General features: G+C 42.3%; 19 protein-coding genes. 13 read left to right on the forward strand and 6 right to left on the reverse strand.

From position 1 onward, the window contains the following. Positions 1 to 15: 15 nt before the first annotated feature. The 4 genes from ACIQXN_RS05790 to ACIQXN_RS05805 all read left to right on the forward strand — a co-directional run bounded on the left by ACIQXN_RS05790 (position 16) and on the right by ACIQXN_RS05805 (position 3605). Positions 16 to 1179: an iron-containing alcohol dehydrogenase gene (locus tag ACIQXN_RS05790; RefSeq protein WP_402963050.1), complete on the forward strand. Its 1164-nt coding sequence runs from the start codon at positions 16 to 18 to the stop codon at positions 1177 to 1179. A 146-nt stretch (positions 1180 to 1325) separates the two neighbouring features. Next, a complete protein-coding gene (locus ACIQXN_RS05795) occupies positions 1326 to 2672 on the forward strand; it encodes a glucose-6-phosphate isomerase (protein ID WP_402963055.1) in 1347 nt (448 codons plus the stop codon). Positions 2673 to 2796: 124 nt separating this feature from the next. After that, positions 2797 to 3135 (forward strand): FlxA-like family protein, encoded by a 339-nt coding sequence (locus tag ACIQXN_RS05800; RefSeq protein ID WP_402963058.1) that lies wholly within the window; start codon positions 2797 to 2799, stop codon positions 3133 to 3135. A 65-nt stretch (positions 3136 to 3200) separates the two neighbouring features. Beyond that, complete coding sequence (locus ACIQXN_RS05805) at positions 3201 to 3605, forward strand: YugN-like family protein (protein ID WP_402963062.1); 405 nt, start codon at positions 3201 to 3203, stop codon at positions 3603 to 3605. Here ACIQXN_RS05805 and ACIQXN_RS05810 read toward each other — a convergent pair. Together ACIQXN_RS05810 and ACIQXN_RS05815 are read right to left on the reverse strand one after the other, a co-directional pair. Beyond that, positions 3602 to 4600: a potassium channel family protein gene (locus ACIQXN_RS05810; RefSeq protein WP_402963065.1), complete on the reverse strand. Its 999-nt coding sequence runs from the start codon at positions 4598 to 4600 to the stop codon at positions 3602 to 3604. The two genes, ACIQXN_RS05805 and ACIQXN_RS05810, sit on opposite strands and share 4 nt — an antisense overlap. A gap of 211 nt (positions 4601 to 4811) precedes the next feature. Then, entirely contained in the window at positions 4812 to 6098 is a 1287-nt protein-coding gene (locus tag ACIQXN_RS05815; protein ID WP_402963069.1) for a glycosyl hydrolase family 18 protein, read from the reverse strand. A 165-nt stretch (positions 6099 to 6263) separates the two neighbouring features. Here ACIQXN_RS05815 and ACIQXN_RS05820 point away from each other — a divergent pair, with 165 nt between their 5' ends. Next, on the forward strand, positions 6264 to 6467 hold the full coding sequence (locus tag ACIQXN_RS05820) for an alpha/beta-type small acid-soluble spore protein (RefSeq protein WP_402963074.1): 204 nt from the start codon (positions 6264 to 6266) through the stop codon (positions 6465 to 6467). Positions 6468 to 6539: 72 nt separating this feature from the next. Here the strand turns inward: ACIQXN_RS05820 and ACIQXN_RS05825 are convergent, their stop codons facing one another. After that, the gene (locus ACIQXN_RS05825; RefSeq protein ID WP_402963077.1) at positions 6540 to 7280 is read right to left on the reverse strand and encodes a glycerophosphodiester phosphodiesterase; all 741 of its coding nucleotides are present in this window, start codon (positions 7278 to 7280) and stop codon (positions 6540 to 6542) included. A 151-nt stretch (positions 7281 to 7431) separates the two neighbouring features. Here ACIQXN_RS05825 and ACIQXN_RS05830 point away from each other — a divergent pair, with 151 nt between their 5' ends. From ACIQXN_RS05830 to ACIQXN_RS05850, 5 genes are all read left to right on the forward strand, one after another. Then, positions 7432 to 8259, forward strand: coding sequence for an undecaprenyl-diphosphate phosphatase (locus tag ACIQXN_RS05830; protein ID WP_402963081.1), 828 nt, complete (start codon positions 7432 to 7434; stop codon positions 8257 to 8259). 497 nt (positions 8260 to 8756) lie between these two features. Beyond that, positions 8757 to 10076, forward strand: a complete 1320-nt coding sequence (locus tag ACIQXN_RS05835) for an APC family permease (protein WP_402963085.1) — start codon at positions 8757 to 8759, stop codon at positions 10074 to 10076. Positions 10077 to 10224: 148 nt separating this feature from the next. Then, complete coding sequence (locus ACIQXN_RS05840; RefSeq protein WP_402963089.1) at positions 10225 to 11409, forward strand: MFS transporter; 1185 nt, start codon at positions 10225 to 10227, stop codon at positions 11407 to 11409. Positions 11410 to 11516: 107 nt separating this feature from the next. Further along, positions 11517 to 11846, forward strand: coding sequence for a hypothetical protein (locus tag ACIQXN_RS05845; RefSeq protein ID WP_402963093.1), 330 nt, complete (start codon positions 11517 to 11519; stop codon positions 11844 to 11846). A gap of 168 nt (positions 11847 to 12014) precedes the next feature. After that, the gene (locus ACIQXN_RS05850; protein ID WP_402963097.1) at positions 12015 to 13268 is read left to right on the forward strand and encodes a methyl-accepting chemotaxis protein; all 1254 of its coding nucleotides are present in this window, start codon (positions 12015 to 12017) and stop codon (positions 13266 to 13268) included. Between the two features lie 41 nt (positions 13269 to 13309). Here ACIQXN_RS05850 and ACIQXN_RS05855 read toward each other — a convergent pair whose 3' ends face one another. Further along, complete coding sequence (locus ACIQXN_RS05855; RefSeq protein WP_402963101.1) at positions 13310 to 13459, reverse strand: hypothetical protein; 150 nt, start codon at positions 13457 to 13459, stop codon at positions 13310 to 13312. Between the two features lie 164 nt (positions 13460 to 13623). Between ACIQXN_RS05855 and ACIQXN_RS05860 the strand changes: the two genes are divergently transcribed. The 3 genes from ACIQXN_RS05860 to ACIQXN_RS05870 all read left to right on the forward strand — a co-directional run bounded on the left by ACIQXN_RS05860 (position 13624) and on the right by ACIQXN_RS05870 (position 17964). After that, positions 13624 to 14490, forward strand: coding sequence for an STAS domain-containing protein (locus ACIQXN_RS05860; RefSeq protein ID WP_402963105.1), 867 nt, complete (start codon positions 13624 to 13626; stop codon positions 14488 to 14490). Between the two features lie 246 nt (positions 14491 to 14736). After that, on the forward strand, positions 14737 to 15174 hold the full coding sequence (locus ACIQXN_RS05865) for a hypothetical protein (protein WP_402963108.1): 438 nt from the start codon (positions 14737 to 14739) through the stop codon (positions 15172 to 15174). 423 nt (positions 15175 to 15597) lie between these two features. Continuing rightward, positions 15598 to 17964 carry a penicillin acylase family protein gene (locus tag ACIQXN_RS05870; protein WP_402963112.1) on the forward strand — a complete coding sequence of 789 codons (2367 nt, stop codon included), beginning with the start codon at positions 15598 to 15600 and terminating at the stop codon, positions 17962 to 17964. Positions 17965 to 18069: 105 nt separating this feature from the next. Here the strand turns inward: ACIQXN_RS05870 and ACIQXN_RS05875 are convergent, their stop codons facing one another. Together ACIQXN_RS05875 and ACIQXN_RS05880 are read right to left on the reverse strand one after the other, a co-directional pair. Then, positions 18070 to 18288 (reverse strand): hypothetical protein, encoded by a 219-nt coding sequence (locus ACIQXN_RS05875; RefSeq protein ID WP_402963116.1) that lies wholly within the window; start codon positions 18286 to 18288, stop codon positions 18070 to 18072. After that, complete coding sequence (locus tag ACIQXN_RS05880; RefSeq protein WP_402963120.1) at positions 18281 to 18901, reverse strand: sigma-70 family RNA polymerase sigma factor; 621 nt, start codon at positions 18899 to 18901, stop codon at positions 18281 to 18283. The genes ACIQXN_RS05875 and ACIQXN_RS05880 overlap by 8 nt, the downstream gene beginning before the upstream one ends. Positions 18902 to 18962: the final 61 nt, after the last annotated feature.

Below are 18962 nucleotides of genomic sequence, written 5' to 3' on the forward strand. Positions count from 1 at the left end.
AAAGGAGAAGATAAAATGGAAAATTACACATACAAGAATCCTACCAAGATCATTTTTGGTAAGAATCAATTGGATAGCCTAAAATCTGAAATCCCTACCTATGGAAATAAGGTCCTGCTCGTATACGGTGGTGGAAGCATCAAGAAAAATGGCCTGTACGATAAAGTCATGGCTGTCTTGAAGGAGATTGAAGTTGAGGTATTCGAACTGGCAGGAGTTGAACCAAATCCGCGTATCACGACTGTCCGTAAAGGTGCAGAGTTGTGTAAGGAACACAATATTGATTTTGTGCTTGCGGTAGGTGGCGGAAGCGTGATTGACGCTACAAAAGCTATCGTTGCAGGTGCTAAATATGAAGGAGATGCATGGGATCTTGTCATCAAAAAGGCACCCGTCAAGGAAGCACTTCCATTCGGAACGGTCCTTACCATAGCTGCAACTGGTTCTGAAGCGAATTCGGGTTCCGTCATTACAAATTGGGAAACGAAAGAGAAGTACGGATGGGGCAGCCCTTTGGTATTCCCTAAATTCTCCATTTTGGATCCGGAGAACACTTTCTCCCTTCCGAAAAACCAAACGGTCTATGGAATGGTCGATATGATGTCACATGTTTTCGAAACGTATTTCCACCAAGAAACGCATGCGCCACTTCAGGACCGTTTTTGTGAATCACTTTTAGTGACGGTCATGGAAACGGCTCCTAAGTTACTGGAAGACCTAGAGGATTATGAGCACCGTGCTACGATATTATATGCGGGGAATGTAGCGTTAAACGGTTCACTCGGGGTAGGTTACCTTGGCGACTGGGCGACTCATAATATTGAACATGCCGTATCTGCAGTCTATGATATTCCTCATGCAGGAGGTCTGGCGATATTATTCCCTAATTGGATGAAACATGTGCTCCATGAAAATGTAGATCGCTTTAAGCAAGTTGCAGTACGTGTCTTCCAGGTCGATCCGGAAGGCAAATCAAGTGAAGAGGTTGCGCTTGAGGGAATTGAACGCCTACAGTCATTCTGGAGCAGTTTAGGCGCTCCAACTCGTCTTGCAGATTATGATATCGATGATTCACAGATTGAGGTCATTGCCGATAAAGCGATGAGCAAAGGGGAATTCGGTCGATTTAAAGTGCTCAACCGCGAAGATGTTCTTGCCATTCTGCGTGCATCATTATAATAAGGTAAAAGAAGACATTAGGCTCCCACTAACCGGTTAGTGGGAGTTTTGTCTATAAAAACGGATTTTTCATTCTGGTTTTCTTGATTCTGATATAGACATCAGATAAAGTGAAAAGGTAACCAAAGATTAAAGGAGGAATTGGCATGTCCCAAATACGTTTCGATTATTCAAAGGCTCTACCGTTTTTTGGAAAGCACGAAATGACCTACTTACAGGATGCTGTAAAAGTGGCACACCATTCTCTACACGAACAGACCGGTGCAGGAAATGAATATCTTGGCTGGCTTGATTTACCTAAGAATTATGATAAAGAGGAATTCCTCAGGATCAAGAAAGCTGCTGCAAAAATAAAGGAAGATTCGGATGTATTATTGGTTATCGGAATTGGTGGTTCTTATCTTGGGGCACGTGCGGCCATTGAAATGCTGCAACACAGTTTTTATAACCTTTTGCCTTCTGATAAACGAAACACTCCGCAAATCATATTCGTTGGAAACAACATAAGTTCTACATATATGCAAGATGTCATGGACGTATTGGCGGACAGAGATTTTTCCATCAATGTCATCTCTAAATCGGGTACGACGACGGAACCGGCACTAGCCTTCCGAATTTTTCGGAAGCTTCTTGAGCAAAAGTATGGAACGGAAGAAGCGAAAGGAAGGATATTTGCCACAACTGATAAAGAGAAGGGCGCTTTGAAGACAGTGGCAACGGAAGAGGGCTATGAAACGTTTGTCATTCCAGATGATGTCGGTGGCAGGTATTCTGTTTTAACCGCAGTGGGCTTGCTTCCAATTGCCGTGAGTGGTGCGGATATCGATCAAGTCATGGAAGGGGCGGAACGTGCGAGAGTGGAATTCAGTTCCTCGGAGCTCTCTGAAAATCAGGCTTATCAATATGCGGCCGTCCGTAACGTTCTTTATAATAAAGGGAAAACCATAGAAATGTTGATCAACTATGAACCTGGTCTGCAATACTTTTCTGAGTGGTGGAAACAGTTATTCGGTGAGAGTGAAGGGAAAGACCAAAAAGGGATCTTCCCGGCATCGGCCAACTTCTCCACGGACCTGCATTCGATGGGGCAATATGTACAGGAAGGACGACGCGACCTTTTTGAAACAGTCATAAAAGTAGAAAAGGCACGACATGAAATCACGATCGAAGAGGCCGAAAACGATTTGGATGGTTTGAACTATTTGGCTGGAGAAACCGTTCAATTCGTCAATAATAAGGCATTCGAAGGCACGTTGCTAGCTCATACAGACGGCGATGTACCGAACCTGATCCTTTCGGTGCCACAACTTGATGCATCCACATTCGGCTACCTTGTTTACTTCTTCGAGAAGGCTTGTGCGATGAGTGGCTATTTATTGGGAGTCAATCCATTCGATCAGCCTGGTGTCGAAGCGTATAAGGTGAACATGTTCGCCCTACTAGGGAAACCAGGATTCGAAGAGAAAAAAGCAGAACTAGAAAAACGTTTATAAGATAAAAAGGCATCAAGCTGGACATATCGTGTCCTGCTTGATGCCTTTTGTCATATTAAGAAAAAGTTAAGGGAAAAGGGTGATACTTACATCCACACCTATTAATAGAATGGAGGAGCCATGAATGCAAATATCGTCATCCACTAATAATTATGCGACAAATACAAATGGCACATCAAGGAGCTCTCAAAGCGCCATCAATGATTTGGAACAAGAGAAAGCCGAATTGCAGGCAGATATTCAAGAAGCTTACCAATCGGATGATACCGCCGAAGCCAAGCAAGAGAAGGTCCAGCAGTTGCAGAAAGAAATGCAGCAACTATCCATGCAAATCCAGCAACTGCAAGCAGAGGAAAATAAGGGAGCCACGCAAGTGAAGGTGACCACCCCCAAACAAAAGGACAGCCTGGAAATCAGTGACAGAACCAATTTGCTTTTTGCTCAATCGAAAGAGGACGAGTAAGCATTAGGTTTTTTTTTAGACTATTGGGTAAGCTAATTATTAAAATTAGCAAAAGAGGTTTTAACATGATTGAAATTTCTTCTAAGTTGGAAGGGAAAACTTTTGGGCTATTTGATTTAGAAACGAAGCTTAAACCAGAGGGATATATGATTGGTGGTGGCTGGGATTATGACCATGGTACTTTCGACTTTAAGATTGATGAAAAGGATGGGTATCAATTTTTACGCGTGCCTTTCAAAGCTGTCGATGGCTCTCTGGATACCGATGGGGTGATGGTCGAAATAATGACTCCGTATTTATTATCTCATAAGTATGAGGATGGCATCGACCGGGAAGGGAATATTGGGAACCTTTCCGCTTCTTTTAATCAATTTGCGGAGCCGGAAGATCCCGATGCAGAATTTCCACAGGATTATATCGCTTATGGAAAATCTCTCGTTCGGGATCTGGAAAAGATACTACTGGGTTAACGATCAACGATGAGCAAGATATCGTTTTGGTGGATGACGGCATCTGATGGGGGCTTGATGAGAGTCTCGCCTCCAGAAATGATGCCAATCAAAAGGATGTCCTTTTCTAATAAGGTAACACCCAATTGTTTGAATGTTTTACCTTTCCAATCGAATTCCATCGGAATCTGTTCAATCTTCAGACCTTTTTCCTTTGTGAAACTCTCTGCCCATTTCACATCCATTCCCCTCGATAGGCATTCTTCCATATAGTCACTCGCAAACTTATTCGTTTCAATGATTCCATCAGCTCCGGCTCGTAAGGCATTTTCTTTCTGCTCCTGCGTTAGAATTTCAACAAGGCAATATACATGGGGGTTCAACCCTTTTACGGCAAGTAAGGTTAACACGGAAAACATGTCCGTTTGCAGTTCATTTTGTTGAAGGTCGGCCGTAATGAGGACCCGCTCAGCTTGTTTAATATTGGCCTGCAGTAAAACGGAATCCAAACTCGCCTTTCCTTGCACGAAATGGATGTTCGTCCGTGGTAAAGGGTGTTTTTTCAATGTATCGTCAATCAAGACAATGTGCTGATTATGCACGCGTTCATGAATGTTGTTAATGATTCGTTTCGATCGTCCATTCCAACCGATGATAATAAAGTGACCGGTGCCGCTGAATTCCTTTCGTCCGGTGAGGAATTGTTGATCGCTTGAGATGGACATTTTGGCGATATAGGCAAAATATGATGTGATGACTCCGACCCCGGACAAAATGAGGAGAATCCCAATCATTCTCCCGAGTTTCGTCAGCGGGACGAAATCCCCGTAGCCGACAGTGGATGTTGTGACAATGGCCCACCAGATTCCTTCAAATATCGAAGGGAAGTTATCAGGTTCAATTATATGAATTAGCCATCCGAAGAAAAATAAAAACAGGAGGATGGTAAAAAGCAACTTCAGTAAACGGGGAAACCGTTGGAATACGTGGCTGCTGAATGGATTATTTTTGATCATATTATCCCCCCTAAGTCTTTTTAGTATGGACAAAAGGAGGTCAACTCATAAGGATTTGCCGGACAATCTTTATATAAGAAGATAAACAGATAAAAACCTTCCTAAGGATACGGAAGGTTTTTATCATGGGGAGTCACGTATCCAATAGATGGACTTTATGCTCAATACTGAATCATATGCAGGAATCACGATGCATATTCCAAAAATGTCCTCAGACCCGTCTTCGAACGTTAAAGTTCTCACTGATGAGAAGCCAGTTTTGCGGAAAGGAAAGACCGAGCTTCCAATAACTCATTCCTCTTAAGTTCAATTCTTTGATTAAATCAAACTTCGCCTGTATGGAACGGGCGTCTTCAAACCAAACCTCATGCTGTTTACCGTCAGCAGCTGTGTAGGTAAAATGTGGGGCCTGTGCTTTTTCATCATATTCAATGGATGCATTATTTGCGGCAGCAATCTGGATGGCCTGCTGCGGACTGACGGCCTTGGCGATTGTGCCCTGGACAAAGGGTAATGTCCAGTCATAGCCGTATAGGTTTTGCCCCATGAGAATCTTATTGGACGGCATTTCGGTGATGGCGTACTCGAGTACATCACGTACCGGGCCAATTGGAGACACAGCTTGGGCGGGACCCCCGCTGTATCCCCATTCGTACGTCATGATAATAACAAAGTCGACAATTTCCCCGTGCGCTTTATAATCATGTGCTTCATACCAGCCCCCTTTTTGCTCAGCACTGGTTTTCGGTGCCAGAGCTGTTGAAATGAACCAGCCTTCTTTTTTGAAACGTTCCTTTGCTTTACGTAAAAATTGATTATAAGCTTCTTTATCGGACGGACGTAAAAACTCAAAGTCAAAATGTATATCCCTGAATCCATATTTTTTAGCTGTTGTGACAATGTTGTTTAGGAACTTATTCTGCACGGACGTATTGTTAAGGATGATTTGTCCGAGTTCGGCACTGAATTGATCGTTTTCCTGATTGGTAATGACCATCATGAGGACATTTTTATTTTCTTGAGCAATGGTTGGAAAGTTATTGAGCAATGGTTCCTTCAAGGAGCCATCACGGAGCGCCTGAAAGCTGAATGGAGCTAAGTAGGTCAAATAAGGAGCTGCTTCCCTGGCAGCCGTTTCAAGGGCAGGAGCAACTGACGTACCGCGAGGCTCGACATAGGCGTTGAACTCGGCCGTTCGTTTTTTTCGGGCAGGAATATAAAGGCGGTATCCGACGGTTAACGATTCCTGGTCGGAAATGCCATTGATCCTCGCTAATTCTTGATATGGGACATCGACCTTCTGAGCAATCGAAAACAAGGTGTCACCAGGCTGGACAAAATAATAACTTCCGACTATTGGAATGACGATGGCCTGCCCGACGACCAGGTTATTTGGGTTAGGAATTTTATTTGCTTCCACGATCCGGTCAACGCTCACGCTATACGTCTGGGCAATGCCAAATAACGTTTGGCCAGGCCTAACCACATGAATTTGCACGTCTTTTTCCCCCTTACTGAAAGTTTCCTAACAGTTTATGAGCATAAGAATGAATTCATGATAGAGAGCCTGAAGTTATCGTTCAAAAGATACGATTATTCAATAAATTGGAAATAATAATTTAAGCTGAAGATGTAAATAAATATATATAAGGAGGTGAGACACATGGCAAACAACAACAGCAGCAACCAACTAGTAGTAGCTGGCGCAGAACAAGCTCTAGAACAAATGAAGTATGAAATTGCAAATGAATTTGGCGTGAATTTAGGTGCTGACACAACTGCTCGTGCTAACGGATCAGTTGGTGGAGAAATTACAAAACGTTTAGTGCAAATGGCTGAACAACAATTAGGCGGATCAGCTCGTTAATAATTGAATAAATATGGATTAGAAAGAGAAGGGGAATGATCCCCTTCTCTTTCGCAATTTATCCGTATGAGCTTATTGGCATGCCCTATCGTTCAGGAGCAAGATGGCTCTTTCAGGAAAGTCGGTCATGATGACGTCGACCCCGATATCGGCAAGTCTTTCGATATCAGCCTGGTTATTGGCGACCCAGGGGCGGACTTTGTATCCCAGCTTTTTCGCAGATGCATGGATGGGTTCGGTCAGGCTTTTTCTATCAGGATGGAAACCAGTTTCTTTTCTACCAGCTAATATTTCTTCTATGTTAGGAGGGAGACCTTCGAATAATAAAGCCCGTTCCAATTCGGGGGCCAGCTCCTTCACTTTTTCAATCGATTGATGATTGAAGGAAGATAGAATGACCCGACGTTCCATATGATGCTCCCTGATTAAATCCACGACCTTTTCTTCTATTCCTTCGTACGCGATCTTATCCGTTTTGAGTTCTATATTCATCGTTAATGCATGTTCCTTAGCCCATTCGAAAATCTCTCCTAAGAAAGGTATCTTCTCTCCACTGAACTCCTCGGAAAATTTGCAACCGGCATCTGCTTTCTTTAATTCTTCTCTAGAAAAATCTTTGACATAACCGGATAATGTGGTGGTCCGGTCAAGTGTTTCATCATGGATGACCACCAATTCATCGTCCGAGCTAAGGTGGACATCGAATTCAATGCCATCGGCCCCGACCCGTACAGCTTCTTTAAATGCAAGGAACGTATTTTCCGGATGTGTCCCTTTCGAGCCACGATGAGCAAAAATCTGGATGTTTCTCACGAGCGTCACTCCTTCTTTTTGATTATCTTGAGTCTATGATACATGGTACAGTCCTTTTTTTCAGCAACGATTAATAGACAATATTTTAAACAACGAGTAAAATACAAATGGTATTTCCATTTATATGCGGACAAATTTCGAGGTGAAAATAATGAATATTTGGGAAATTTTTGTGGCTGTTATCCTTGGCCTTGTGGAAGGTCTAACGGAGTTTGCACCGGTATCCTCTACGGGCCATATGATCATAGTAGATGATTTATGGCTGAAATCCACTGAAATTTTTGGTAGTGAAGTGGCCAATGCTTTTAAGGTCGTCATCCAGCTTGGGTCCATACTTGCTGTAGTGGTGCTCTTTTGGGGGCGTTTCATGGACTTGCTTGGCTTAAGAAAAATCAAGAACTCTTCTGCTGTGGCAGGGGAAAAGCTGAATTTGCTCCAAATCATCGTAGGGTTGCTACCTGCGACCGTATTGGGTTTACTGTTCGAGGATTATATCGATGAACATTTATTCACGGTAAAGACGGTTATCATCGGATTGTTCGTAGGTGCTTTACTGATGATTGCGGCGGATAGGTTCCGACCGAAATTGACAGCGGAAACGGTTGACCAAATCACCTATAAACAAGCTCTTGGTGTTGGGTTAATCCAATGTCTAGCCCTTTGGCCAGGATTCTCCCGTTCGGGTTCGACGATATCCGGCGGTGTGCTTCTTGGCATGAGTTATCGTGCGGCGTCCGATTTCACATTTATTATGGCCGTGCCGATCATGGCAGGTGCCAGTTTGCTGAAAATTATAAAATACTGGGAATACTTCACGCCTGAAGTGCTACCATTCTTTATCGCAGGATTCATCAGCGCCTTTATTTTTGCGTTATTCTGCATCCGCTTCTTCCTATTATTAATTAATAAGGTGAAGTTGACTCCTTTTGCCATCTACCGAATAGTCCTAGCGATTGTGCTATTATTCATTGTTTGGTAAAATCCAGCCATCCCTATCAAAAGGGGTGGTTTTTTTTGTGCGAAAAGAGGGAGCAAAGAAAGGGAGTCTTCCAATCATCGGTAGAGGGAGATAGGACAAAGGTAGACAAACTTTAGTATTATACTCCTATAGGTGATTTTCCTATTTAAGGATATAAGGGTGGGGTCACTCGACATAGATTGCTTCATCTCTTTCAGAGGATTATTAATGGTGAAACAATAAAGGTAAAGGATAAAATACGAATAATAAATAAGATATTTTCTATAATGATTCGTATTTAGTGGGTTTTTCTCATTATATTGCTAAAGTTAAGAGGGAAAATATTATTTTTTACTAAAAAATAATAAAAAAATGTATGCGCTACCAATATAGATGGAATAACCTCTCGTTTGATATAATTTATTATTCTGAGTATTCAATAAATTATTCTTATATACTTTTCGTGGTATAATTTTTTTGAGAAAATAGAAGATGTGTACGCGAAAGGAGGACATTGAATGAATGATCAATTGAAAAAAACGATTGGCTTTTGGGTTGGAACATCTATAGTAGTGGGTACAGTCATAGGCTCCGGTATTTTCATGAAGCCTGGCGTGGTACTTGAGTTAAGTGGTAATTCAACGATGTCCTTATTGGCTTGGCTGATTGGTGGTTTGATAACGCTTGCAAGCGGATTGACAATCGCTGAGGTGAGTACACGAATTCCTAAAACGGGCGGTTTATATGCGTATTTAGAAGAAGTGTATGGAAAGATGTGGGGATTTCTTTGTGGCTGGGTCCAAACATTGGTATATGGACCTGCAGTAATGGGCGCGCTTTGTTTATATTTCGGTGCGTTGGTGGCCGGTTTATTTAATATATCTATGGATTATACAATGGGTATTGGAATAGTCACCATTGTATTTCTGACCGCGATGAACTTGTTGGGGACGAAATATGGCGGGTTGATTCAAACGGTTTCCACCGTTGCAAAATTGATTCCCATCGTCTTCATTGCCGTATTCGGCGTGGCTCAAGGCGAAATGCCTGTCTTTAACATGGATGTTGAGACCACAGTGAAGGTAAGCATGGCGGGTGCGATACTTGCAACGCTATGGGCATATGACGGATGGATCAACGTGGGCTTCATGGCAGGGGAGATGAAAAATCCCCAGAAAACATTACCCCGGGCGATCATTACGGGGATAGTCGTGGTCATGGTGGCATACTTAGCTGTAAACCTGGCCATGCTACATGTCCTTGGTGCGGAAGGAATCATTGCGAATGGAACGAATTCCGCTAATGTTGCAGCGACGGTTCTTTTTGGTGAGCTGGGCGGAAAAATAATTGCGATTGGGATCTTAATCTCTATCTTCGGGTGTTTGAACGGCAAGCTTTTAACCTTCCCAAGAATTACACTTGCGATGGCTGAAGATAAAATGGTGCCTGGTCATAGACAGATAAGGAAGATCTCACCTAGATTCAGGACGCCTGTCAATGCAACGATTCTACAAGTGGTCATTGCGATTATCATGATGGTCGTGACGGATCCCGATAAGCTTTCGAATATGGCAATATTCTCCGTCTTTTCTTTCTATGGTTTAGCTTTCTTTGCAGTCTTCATTCTACGTAAGAAAGATCCGGATGCCAAAACGTATAAAGTGCCTCTTTATCCGTTCATCCCTATCCTGGCGATAGTCGGTGCAGTGTATATAGTGTTTAGCACATTAATCGATACACCGATGGATGCTCTCTACTCCGTGATTATTTTGCTAGTCGGCTTACCTGTATATTGGCTGATGATAAAAAATGAAAGTAAAGAAAGACAAGTGAATTAACGATTGACGAAAATCCTTCACAGAATCTGTGAAGGGCTTTTTTTATACTGGTAAAACGTTCGAATTCTTCGACTTTCTGTAAAATAGACAACTTAGTCAGGACGTATTAACATAGAAGGTAAGTTAAGTTTGAAAGGTTTGAGCGGAATTGAATTATATTGAGCCTGCGGGCAAATCATTTCGAAAAACGATACTAGCTTTATTTCTTGGAAGTTTTGTAACATTTGCTGATTTATATAGCACGCAACCGGTCATCCCGGTATTTGCGAAGCAATTCGGCGTTTCGCCGGCAATGGCCAGTCTAACATTGTCTTTTGCAACAGGGACGCTTGCCATATGTTTATTGCTCGTTTCTTTTTTTTCAGAGAATATTGATCGGAAGAAGATAATGGGCGTGGCCCTGACCGTATCCGCTGCATTATCGATCAGCGTCAGTCTTATCCAGGATAGCATAACCACCTTAATCGCTGTCAGGGCAGTCCAGGGTGCCGTTCTTGCTGGGTTCCCTGCGATTGCCATGGCCTACATCAATGAAGAATTCCATCCGAAGAGTCTAGGGTATGTGATGGGGATTTATGTGAGTGGTTCGTCCATTGGAGGGCTAGCAGGTAGACTGATTGTCGGGATATTGACCGACCACTACTCTTGGAATGTAGCGATTGGGAGCCTTGGGGCGTTAAGTTTACTAATTAGCCTGTTCTTTTGGTGGATGCTCCCATCTTCCAAGCATTCACTAAGCAATAAAATATCTCTGTCCAGAATAAAAGTATCATTACATCATAACTTTAAGAATCCACAGTTATTATTACTATTTAGCATGGCATTCTTACTGATGGGTTCGTTTGTGACCGTTTATAACTTTGTCGGGATTCCGCTGATGGAACCGCCTTATCAATTATCACAAACGCTAATCGGTTTCATTTTCATTATCTATCTAGTTGGGACCTTCAGTTCAACGTGGATGGGGAAACTTGCGGACCGGTATAGCCGGGGGCATGTGTTGCTATCTGGAATTCTCATCATGCTTGCGGGGGCGCTCTTAACTTTGGCTGTTCCTCTTTCCATGAAAATAACAGGCCTCGCCTTCTTTACTTTTGGTTTCTTTGGGGCCCATTCGATCGCGAGCAGTTGGGTTGGAAGAGTGGCGGATAAAAGTGAAAAGGCCCAAGCCTCCGCCATTTACCTATTATTCTATTATGGCGGCTCCAGTATCGTGGGGGCGACTGGCGGGATCTTCCTCATCCGGTTCGGCTGGGGAGGAGTCGTTGCTGTTGTATCCCTATTGATCCTTTTGGCGGCAGTATGCATTTTGTTGCTGAAGAAGGAAACATGAATGGAAAACTCAAATTCTCTTTTCTATCATATTTACTAGATTTCTGAATATAATCTATTGAAAAAGGATATTAAGTAATAGATTGAGAAAAAGGGGTAATAGATAGAGTGAAACGAAAAACAGTAATTCTTGGTGGCTTAATAGCCGTTTTAATCATATTATTGGTTGTATATTTATCAGGTCCAGGTCGATTGGATAAAGTGGTGATTGTCGAGAAATACTACCCTCATTTTTCCGATGGCAAGGCGATTGGTTTTAAAACGAACGAAGTCATTGATGTGAGTAAGACGGAAGAGGGGTCGAACTGTGCAATGAAGTTCGATAACGGTAAAATATTGGAAATAGACTGCGATCGCTATTTATCATATAGGGTAGATGAAACGGTCTATATCTCTTCGGAGGGTAATGAAGTTAAAACCATACAAAGAAAAAGATAGCAGCATTTTATAGATGGATAGGAAGCTGATTTTGTCCTTAACAAACAAAATCAGCTTTTTATTTTGGATAAAATTAGTTCTATTTTAGTATAAAAGTGGAAAAACGACTAGGAGAATAGTATGATATTTTTGTGAACAATTAAAAAAGATTTTTTAGGAGTGAATATAATGAGACTTATTCAATATATCATCCGGACAAGCTTGGTTGTGGTGCCTGGTACCTTTATAATTGGGCTGATTGTTTGTCTCATAAATGGTATTTCGGGAACTCGCATGATATGGAATCTAATTTTCATGACAATCTGCGGTTTTATTGTTGGAATTGTTTCCTCCATGATAAACCATCGAAGGTTCATTCGTCCGATTGGATTGATAAATCGTTATCTAGAGAAAATTGCCGATGGTGACCTTGAACAAAGGATAAGTAAAGAGCAGCTAGGTTTCTTGAAAACGATTGCAATTAATATCAATCATACCGTTGAATCTTGGAGTGACGTGTTGAAAAAGGTTCAGGACGCGTCAAAAAATATGAGCACTTATTCAACTGAATTAGCTGAAGGGGCGCATCAGACGAGCAGGGCTACGGAAGAAATCTCTTGTTCCATGGAAGCTGTCGCAGAAGGAGTCAAAAACCAGGCTAAGGAAGTGAACGAGACAACTGAGGTGATTTATCAGATGTCGTCCAGCCTTGCGAACGTAACGATTGGGGCGGAGATGGTATCCGGCTCCATCAATAAGTCATTGGAGAAAGCCAATGCAGGAACAAAATCAATCGAACAGGCTGGTAAACAAATGGAATCTATTTATTCCAATGTGAATGAATTGGCTAGAGTCGTAAATGGTTTAGGGGAACGTTCCATTGAAATAGGGAAAATTGTCGAAGTGATTACAGGAATAGCGGCCCAAACGAATCTATTGGCCCTGAATGCTTCCATAGAAGCTGCGCGTGCTGGTGACCAAGGAAAGGGTTTTGCTGTGGTGGCCAATGAAGTGAGGAACCTTGCCGAGCAATCGAGCAATGCAACTCAGCAAATTAGTGAAATTATCAGCCATATCCAAAAAGAAACAAAACAGGTTGCCGAGCAAATGGGGTTTGTCAATCATGAGGTAAGCGAAGGAATCAAGGTGATGACGGGAGCTGGAGACACATTTGTAGAAATTCACCACTCCATAAATGAACTCTCTGATCAAGTGGGACAGGTGGAAGAGACGATTGGAAAAATGGAAGCAGGGACGCGGGTTGCAGTAGAGTCGATGGACATGATATCAAGTGTAGCTACCGAGTCAGAGGCGGCGACACGAAATGTCTTGACTGCTACTGGGGAACAATCCGCCGCGATAGAGGAAATCAGTGCCTTTGCTGAACATCTGCGGAAGTTGGCAAGGGAAATGGATGATGCCATCCATACATTCAAAATTTAACCCAATCAAAATGAAGACCCAGACCTTTTTGGCCTGGGTTTTCATTTGCCGTTTTTATCTACACTTTTACTTTTATCCTTCTTATTACGACGAAGTACATCTAAGATTCTACGGCTATTGTTTTTACTATTGATAAGTTCGACTAAGTCACTCATATTTTCTGCTTCAAAGTCTTGCTGATTTTTTTTCATTGAAATCCCTCCAAGTTATCGTGTTACCCTTTTTCTTCGTAACCTAAACTCTTATATCTGATTGGTAATATAAGGTTTTTATATCCTTTTTTAATAAAAATTTGCTAAAATTGAAAAAAGGCTTGATATTTAAATCAAGAAATGTCCGGGGGTGTGTTGTCGTTATGGATGAAGAATTAAAATTAATTGGCGAGAAAATTGAAAAATTCAAATATATATTAGTGGAGCATATCGAACTGTTCGAAGAAGATTCGCCTTATGAATTGGAAGCGAGCAAAGTGGTTCGAGCACAAATCATCCAAATTCATGCGGATGCTTTAATTTATGGAAAAAGACAAGCGATGGAAAGCATGAAAGAATTCGGGATGAAAATTGGTAACCGAATTATGGAAATCGGAGTTTCGTTAGACAAAATTATCGCCGAAATTCAGTTAGGCCGTAACCTGTTTTGGAGTTTTATTGAAGAGGAAGTCAGCAATCGCCACTATTCAATCGAAGTCTTGTTAAAAGCGAGTTCGATGATCGATGCCATCTTGGACGAATTCCTTTATTGCATGAGTGTGAGTTATGTGAATTATTATAAGGAAATAGCCAAATCGGCAAATGAGTCTTTAAAGAAAATAAAAGAGAACCAAGAAGTCATGGAAGAGTTGGCGACGCCAATTGTCCAAACTATGTTACCAGATGTTCTGCTCGTACCACTAATTGGTCGCATCGATGAATGGCGAATGGAGTCCATGCAATCGACGGTCCTGCAAAAAAGTACCGATTTTCATGCTGAAGTATTGATTTTGGATTTCTCCGGCATCACCTATACGAAAGATGATAATATGTTTTCCCTACTTGATCAGTTGGTGGGGGCGCTAGCATTGATGGGTACGGAAACGATGTTTGTCGGGTTTACGCCAGCTGTGGTCAGGCAAATTATCAAGCTTGATTTCTCTCACCAGGTCAAATCATTCTTATCATTTGCTCAGGCTATGGAACATATTGTTAAACGGAGAGGGATTACGGTCCAGTACGCAGAATGAAGGTATCCTGATGAATGAGGATATCTTTTTTTTATAGGATGTAGTGGTGCTTCTAGGGGAGGATAACCTTTTAAAAAATAGAGATAAAGGTGACCGATATTTTTTAATTTTGACGAATCATGATATGGTCTTAGGATTGCCCTCACGTTGGCTCGGCATAGAAATGAAGAAACCGAGAAATAATTCGTACATGCTCAGGTTTAAAAAATATCAGTGTTACGTAAACGAAAGGTTGATGAATAAATCTTGGCATTTAAGCAGAAAAATGATCTTCATCCACATGTAAAATGGTTCAGTATAGGTATCTTGACAGACCATGGATTAGAATATGAAGAATATGACGCATTGTCAAAGCGTATCCTTGATTCAGTCGATAACGTAGGGGCCGTATCAGACCTGGTCAGGGTTGAATGGGACAAAGAAAAACTGAAAACCTTACACGAACGATTCGAGAACCCGGTGCTAACTGATCCCTGTTTCATTATAAACGAAGTGATTTCGGAGGATATTGAAAGGGAAAAGAAGCTTCTGCAGGAAAAACATAAATGGAAAAGGTTCCTGAATCTCATTTCCCGATATGACTACATGGAAGCGGAGGCGAAGGCCGTCCATGACTTCGATAAATCTCTTCTATACACGGATGATCTAGAGAAAGTGATTGAATTTCTTAACCATAAGGTCTAAAAGAAATGCATCCGTTTAGCGATGCGTCAGACTGTAGACAAACTCGATGAAAATGGAATTGTCTATTTATATGGCTTGTACAATATGAACGTTGATTTCCACTTCAGGCACTCGCTTTCCGCGGGCGGTCAGGGAGCCTCCTCGGCTTCGCCTCTGGGGTCTCCTCTAGACGCGCTTTTCCCGCAGGAGTCTCGTACCTTCCGCCAATCCACTTTTGTCTACAAACTAACGCATCGGTTTATCGATGCGTTTCTTTTACGTTTAGAAGGTCTCTTTCTTTGCACTACATAGGAAAATGAGAGGAATACCTTCATTCCTTCTGGAACAAAGTAGAAAATATTAGGATGTTGGTAGGGAAGTCGGGTAGAAAAGCGAATACTTTAAAGTAGAAAGAGAGAGTTTTAAGAAAAGGGAGATGAAACAATGGAAGCAGTCTTACCTCAGCCAAAGCCAAAACGAAAATGGAAAAGACGTGTCCTGTGGTTTTCCGGAGCACTACTTTTACTAGTAGTGCTAGCAGTAATTGCGGCAAATGTATTTTTATCAAGATCGCTTCCTGAAACGAAAGGGGATTTAGTATTGCCTGGTCTTTTGAAACCGGTTACAGTGGTGCGGGATTCGAGTGGCGTTCCACATATAACGGCCGAAAATGAGCATGATCTGTATTTGGCTCAAGGATATATCCAGGCGCAGGACCGTTTGTTTCAAATGGACCTAAGCAGGCGTCAGGCATCCGGTGAATTAAGCGAAGTGATTGGTGAGAAGGCCGTTAAAAATGATAAATATTTTCGGACTCTTGGGTTAAGGAGGGCTGCCGAATCTTCTTACGACGCTTATACAAGTGAAGGAAAGGAAGCGTTGGATGTATTCGCGGAAGGCGTGAATCGGTATATCGCCGAATTGCAGGAAAGCGGGAAATGGCCAGTCGAGTTCACGTTGCTAGGCTATGAACCGGAGCCTTGGACAGCTACGGATTCTCTGACCATTGGAAAGTATATGGCATTTGATTTAGGTGGGAACTGGGAAGATCAGGCGTTCAGACAGTATTTACTGCAAACTTTCCCGAAGGAAAAGGCCTATGACTTATTCCCGGATTATCCAAAGGACGCGCCATATATCATCGGCAAGGAAGATCTGGATATTGAGAAGAGCTTTGCTGGTGCCGTTATTCCTTATGAATTCAATGGCAGTAATAACTGGGTCGTATCCGGTGCGAAAACGGATTCCGGAAAACCGCTTCTAGCCGATGATCCCCATCTCGGATTGGCGACACCCTCCGTTTGGTACCAAATGCATCTGGAGGCACCGACCGTCAATGTGAGCGGGGTCATATTTGCTGGGATTCCCGGAATCATACTCGGTCATAATGAAAACGTCGCCTGGGGTGTGACGAATACGGGACCGGATGTTCAGGATCTGTATATCGAAAAGAGAAACCCAAAGAATGAGAATGAATTTGCTTACAAGGATGAATGGGAAGAAGCGAAGATAGTCGATGAACCGATCAAGATGAAAGACGGCAAGACGATTGATTATCAAGTGACGATTACACGGCATGGACCGGTCGTTTCCGAGTTCGCGGGTAAAAGCGGGAAGGACTCTGTCCTAGCATTAAGATGGACGGCCCTTGATCCATCAGCTGAACTGGAAGCGGTATTGAATATGAATAAGGCAAAAGATTGGAATGAATTTGAAAAGGCGCTCCTGAAGTTTGAAACGCCGGCACAGAATTTTGTCTTCGCTTCTACCGACGGGACGATTGCCTATAAGGCGAACGGGAAGATTCCTATCCGAAAAAAAGGTGATAGCATGCTGCCGGTTCCGGGCTGGACGGATGAATATGAATGGAAGAGTTATATTCCATTTGATGAACTTCCGAAAACCATCAACCCAGAAGAAGGTTTCATTTCAACGGCGAATAATAAGGTCATTTCCGACGATTATCCGTACCATATCAGTAATAACTGGGCACAGCCATATCGTCAAATGAGGATTCAGGAGTTTTTACAAGCCAATAAGAAACTGACTGCAGAGGATATGCAAAGCCTGCAGATGGATCAGATGAACCTGCAAGCGAGAGAATTCGTCCCGCAATTCTTAAAAATATTAAATGGCTCGTCCGGAAAGCGGGAAGAACAGGCGCTAGAAATTTTACAGAAATGGAATCAGATAGATTCTGCAGATGCCGCTGCACCGATGATCTTTAATGTGTGGATGAAGAAAATCGGTGATGTCCTGCTGACGGACGAGATTCCTGAGGAAACGCTTAAACTTTTTAATGGAAGAAAATCGGCGATTGATGAATTGCTGCGTGAGGCACTGAACGGTAAACCAGGTCCGTGGATTGAAGAGGCCGGGGGGCTTGAGCAGGTCTTGGGGATGTCGTTGCAGCAGACGTTGAAAGAACTGGAGAAAACGCAAGGTTCTGATTTAACCGATTGGGAGTGGGGAGATTACCACCAAGTCAGGTTTGATCATCCACTTTCCAGTGTTTCACCATTGAACTATTTATTCAACAGCGACGGAGGGATTCCAGTTGGTGGCAGCAGTGTCACTGTCCAGGCAGCCGCATTTCTTGAGGATGGAACCGTCAATCATGGTGGTTCCTGGAGATTTGTCATCGATCTATCTGATACGAATCAAGCCTATCATCTTGTCGGCCCGGGCCAATCCGGAAATGTCAAAAGCAAATGGTATCATGATCAGCTTGAGGATTGGGCGGATGGAACCTATCATAAAACGATACTGGACAAACCAAAAGGCGATAAGCTGACATTAAAACCAGAGTAGATGAAAAGGACCTTACTTTAGAAGTGAGGTCCTTTGTCTGTCACGAAACGTATATCTTACACAAAAAAATGTCAAAGGCGAGTGTGTACTCCAACTTGGCAGCCCCTACCGTTTCTGTTTACTCAGGAATTCAGTAAGAAATTCCTCGAAATTGGGAGCTTCGATGCTAGCGATCTTTTCATAGGATTCTATGATTTTGAGTTTGATTTCTTGTTCAAGGTCACTTCTGTCTTGATAATGTGTGTTCTTTAAGGATTTTTTTATTTTAGGATCGAGAGAATCGATCATTTCCATCAATTCTTGTTTTGAAAGTTTGTTATCCACAATGCCTGTTCTCCTTCCTAGCATAAATCTCATCCATATAGTGTTTTCTCAGTTTTTTGAGTCCCTGTTTGCGAATACTTGATATGTTTTGAGGCGATTCATGGAAATAAGCTGCAATTTCTTTGTTGGAAAGGCCGCAGGAATAGACCATCGTCAGTACCTGATTTTGTTTCGGCGTCAGCTTCTGGAGGGCTTTTACCAATTCCTCGTCACCTATATGGGAAGAAAGGTCGCCGGTTTCCCCCATCTTTTCAAGTTGAATATCCAGGCTTCCGATTCGATCGATGATCCCGCCACTATCCGAGGTCATCTCGAGGTCCATTTGATAACGTTCCCTTTGTTTTCGCGCTCTTTTATCATAGTCAACGGAGAAAAAATAAATTAGTGAGCATAAGTATTTGTATACCTTGGCCCTATAATAGAAAATTTGGAATGTCTCGTTGAGATGACAAATGTTGTTTGAGGATGGGGACTCAAGTGTATCCGTGAAAATCTTCATATGGTCAGGGTTTTGTAAAAAAACCTGGATGATGGGTTGTTCAAAGAATGAAGTGTATCTTTGATGTAACACATCAAGTGAATGAGAAAAGAAATGAGCGGTTAACTTGTTCATTTATTATCCCTCCTTAAATTCATAAAGTGATGGACAAGGGGAATAAATCAATTATATACGA

The sequence above is a fragment of the Peribacillus sp. NPDC097295 genome (assembly GCF_044761665.1).
Classification (GTDB): Bacteria; Bacillota; Bacilli; order Bacillales; family DSM-1321; genus Peribacillus.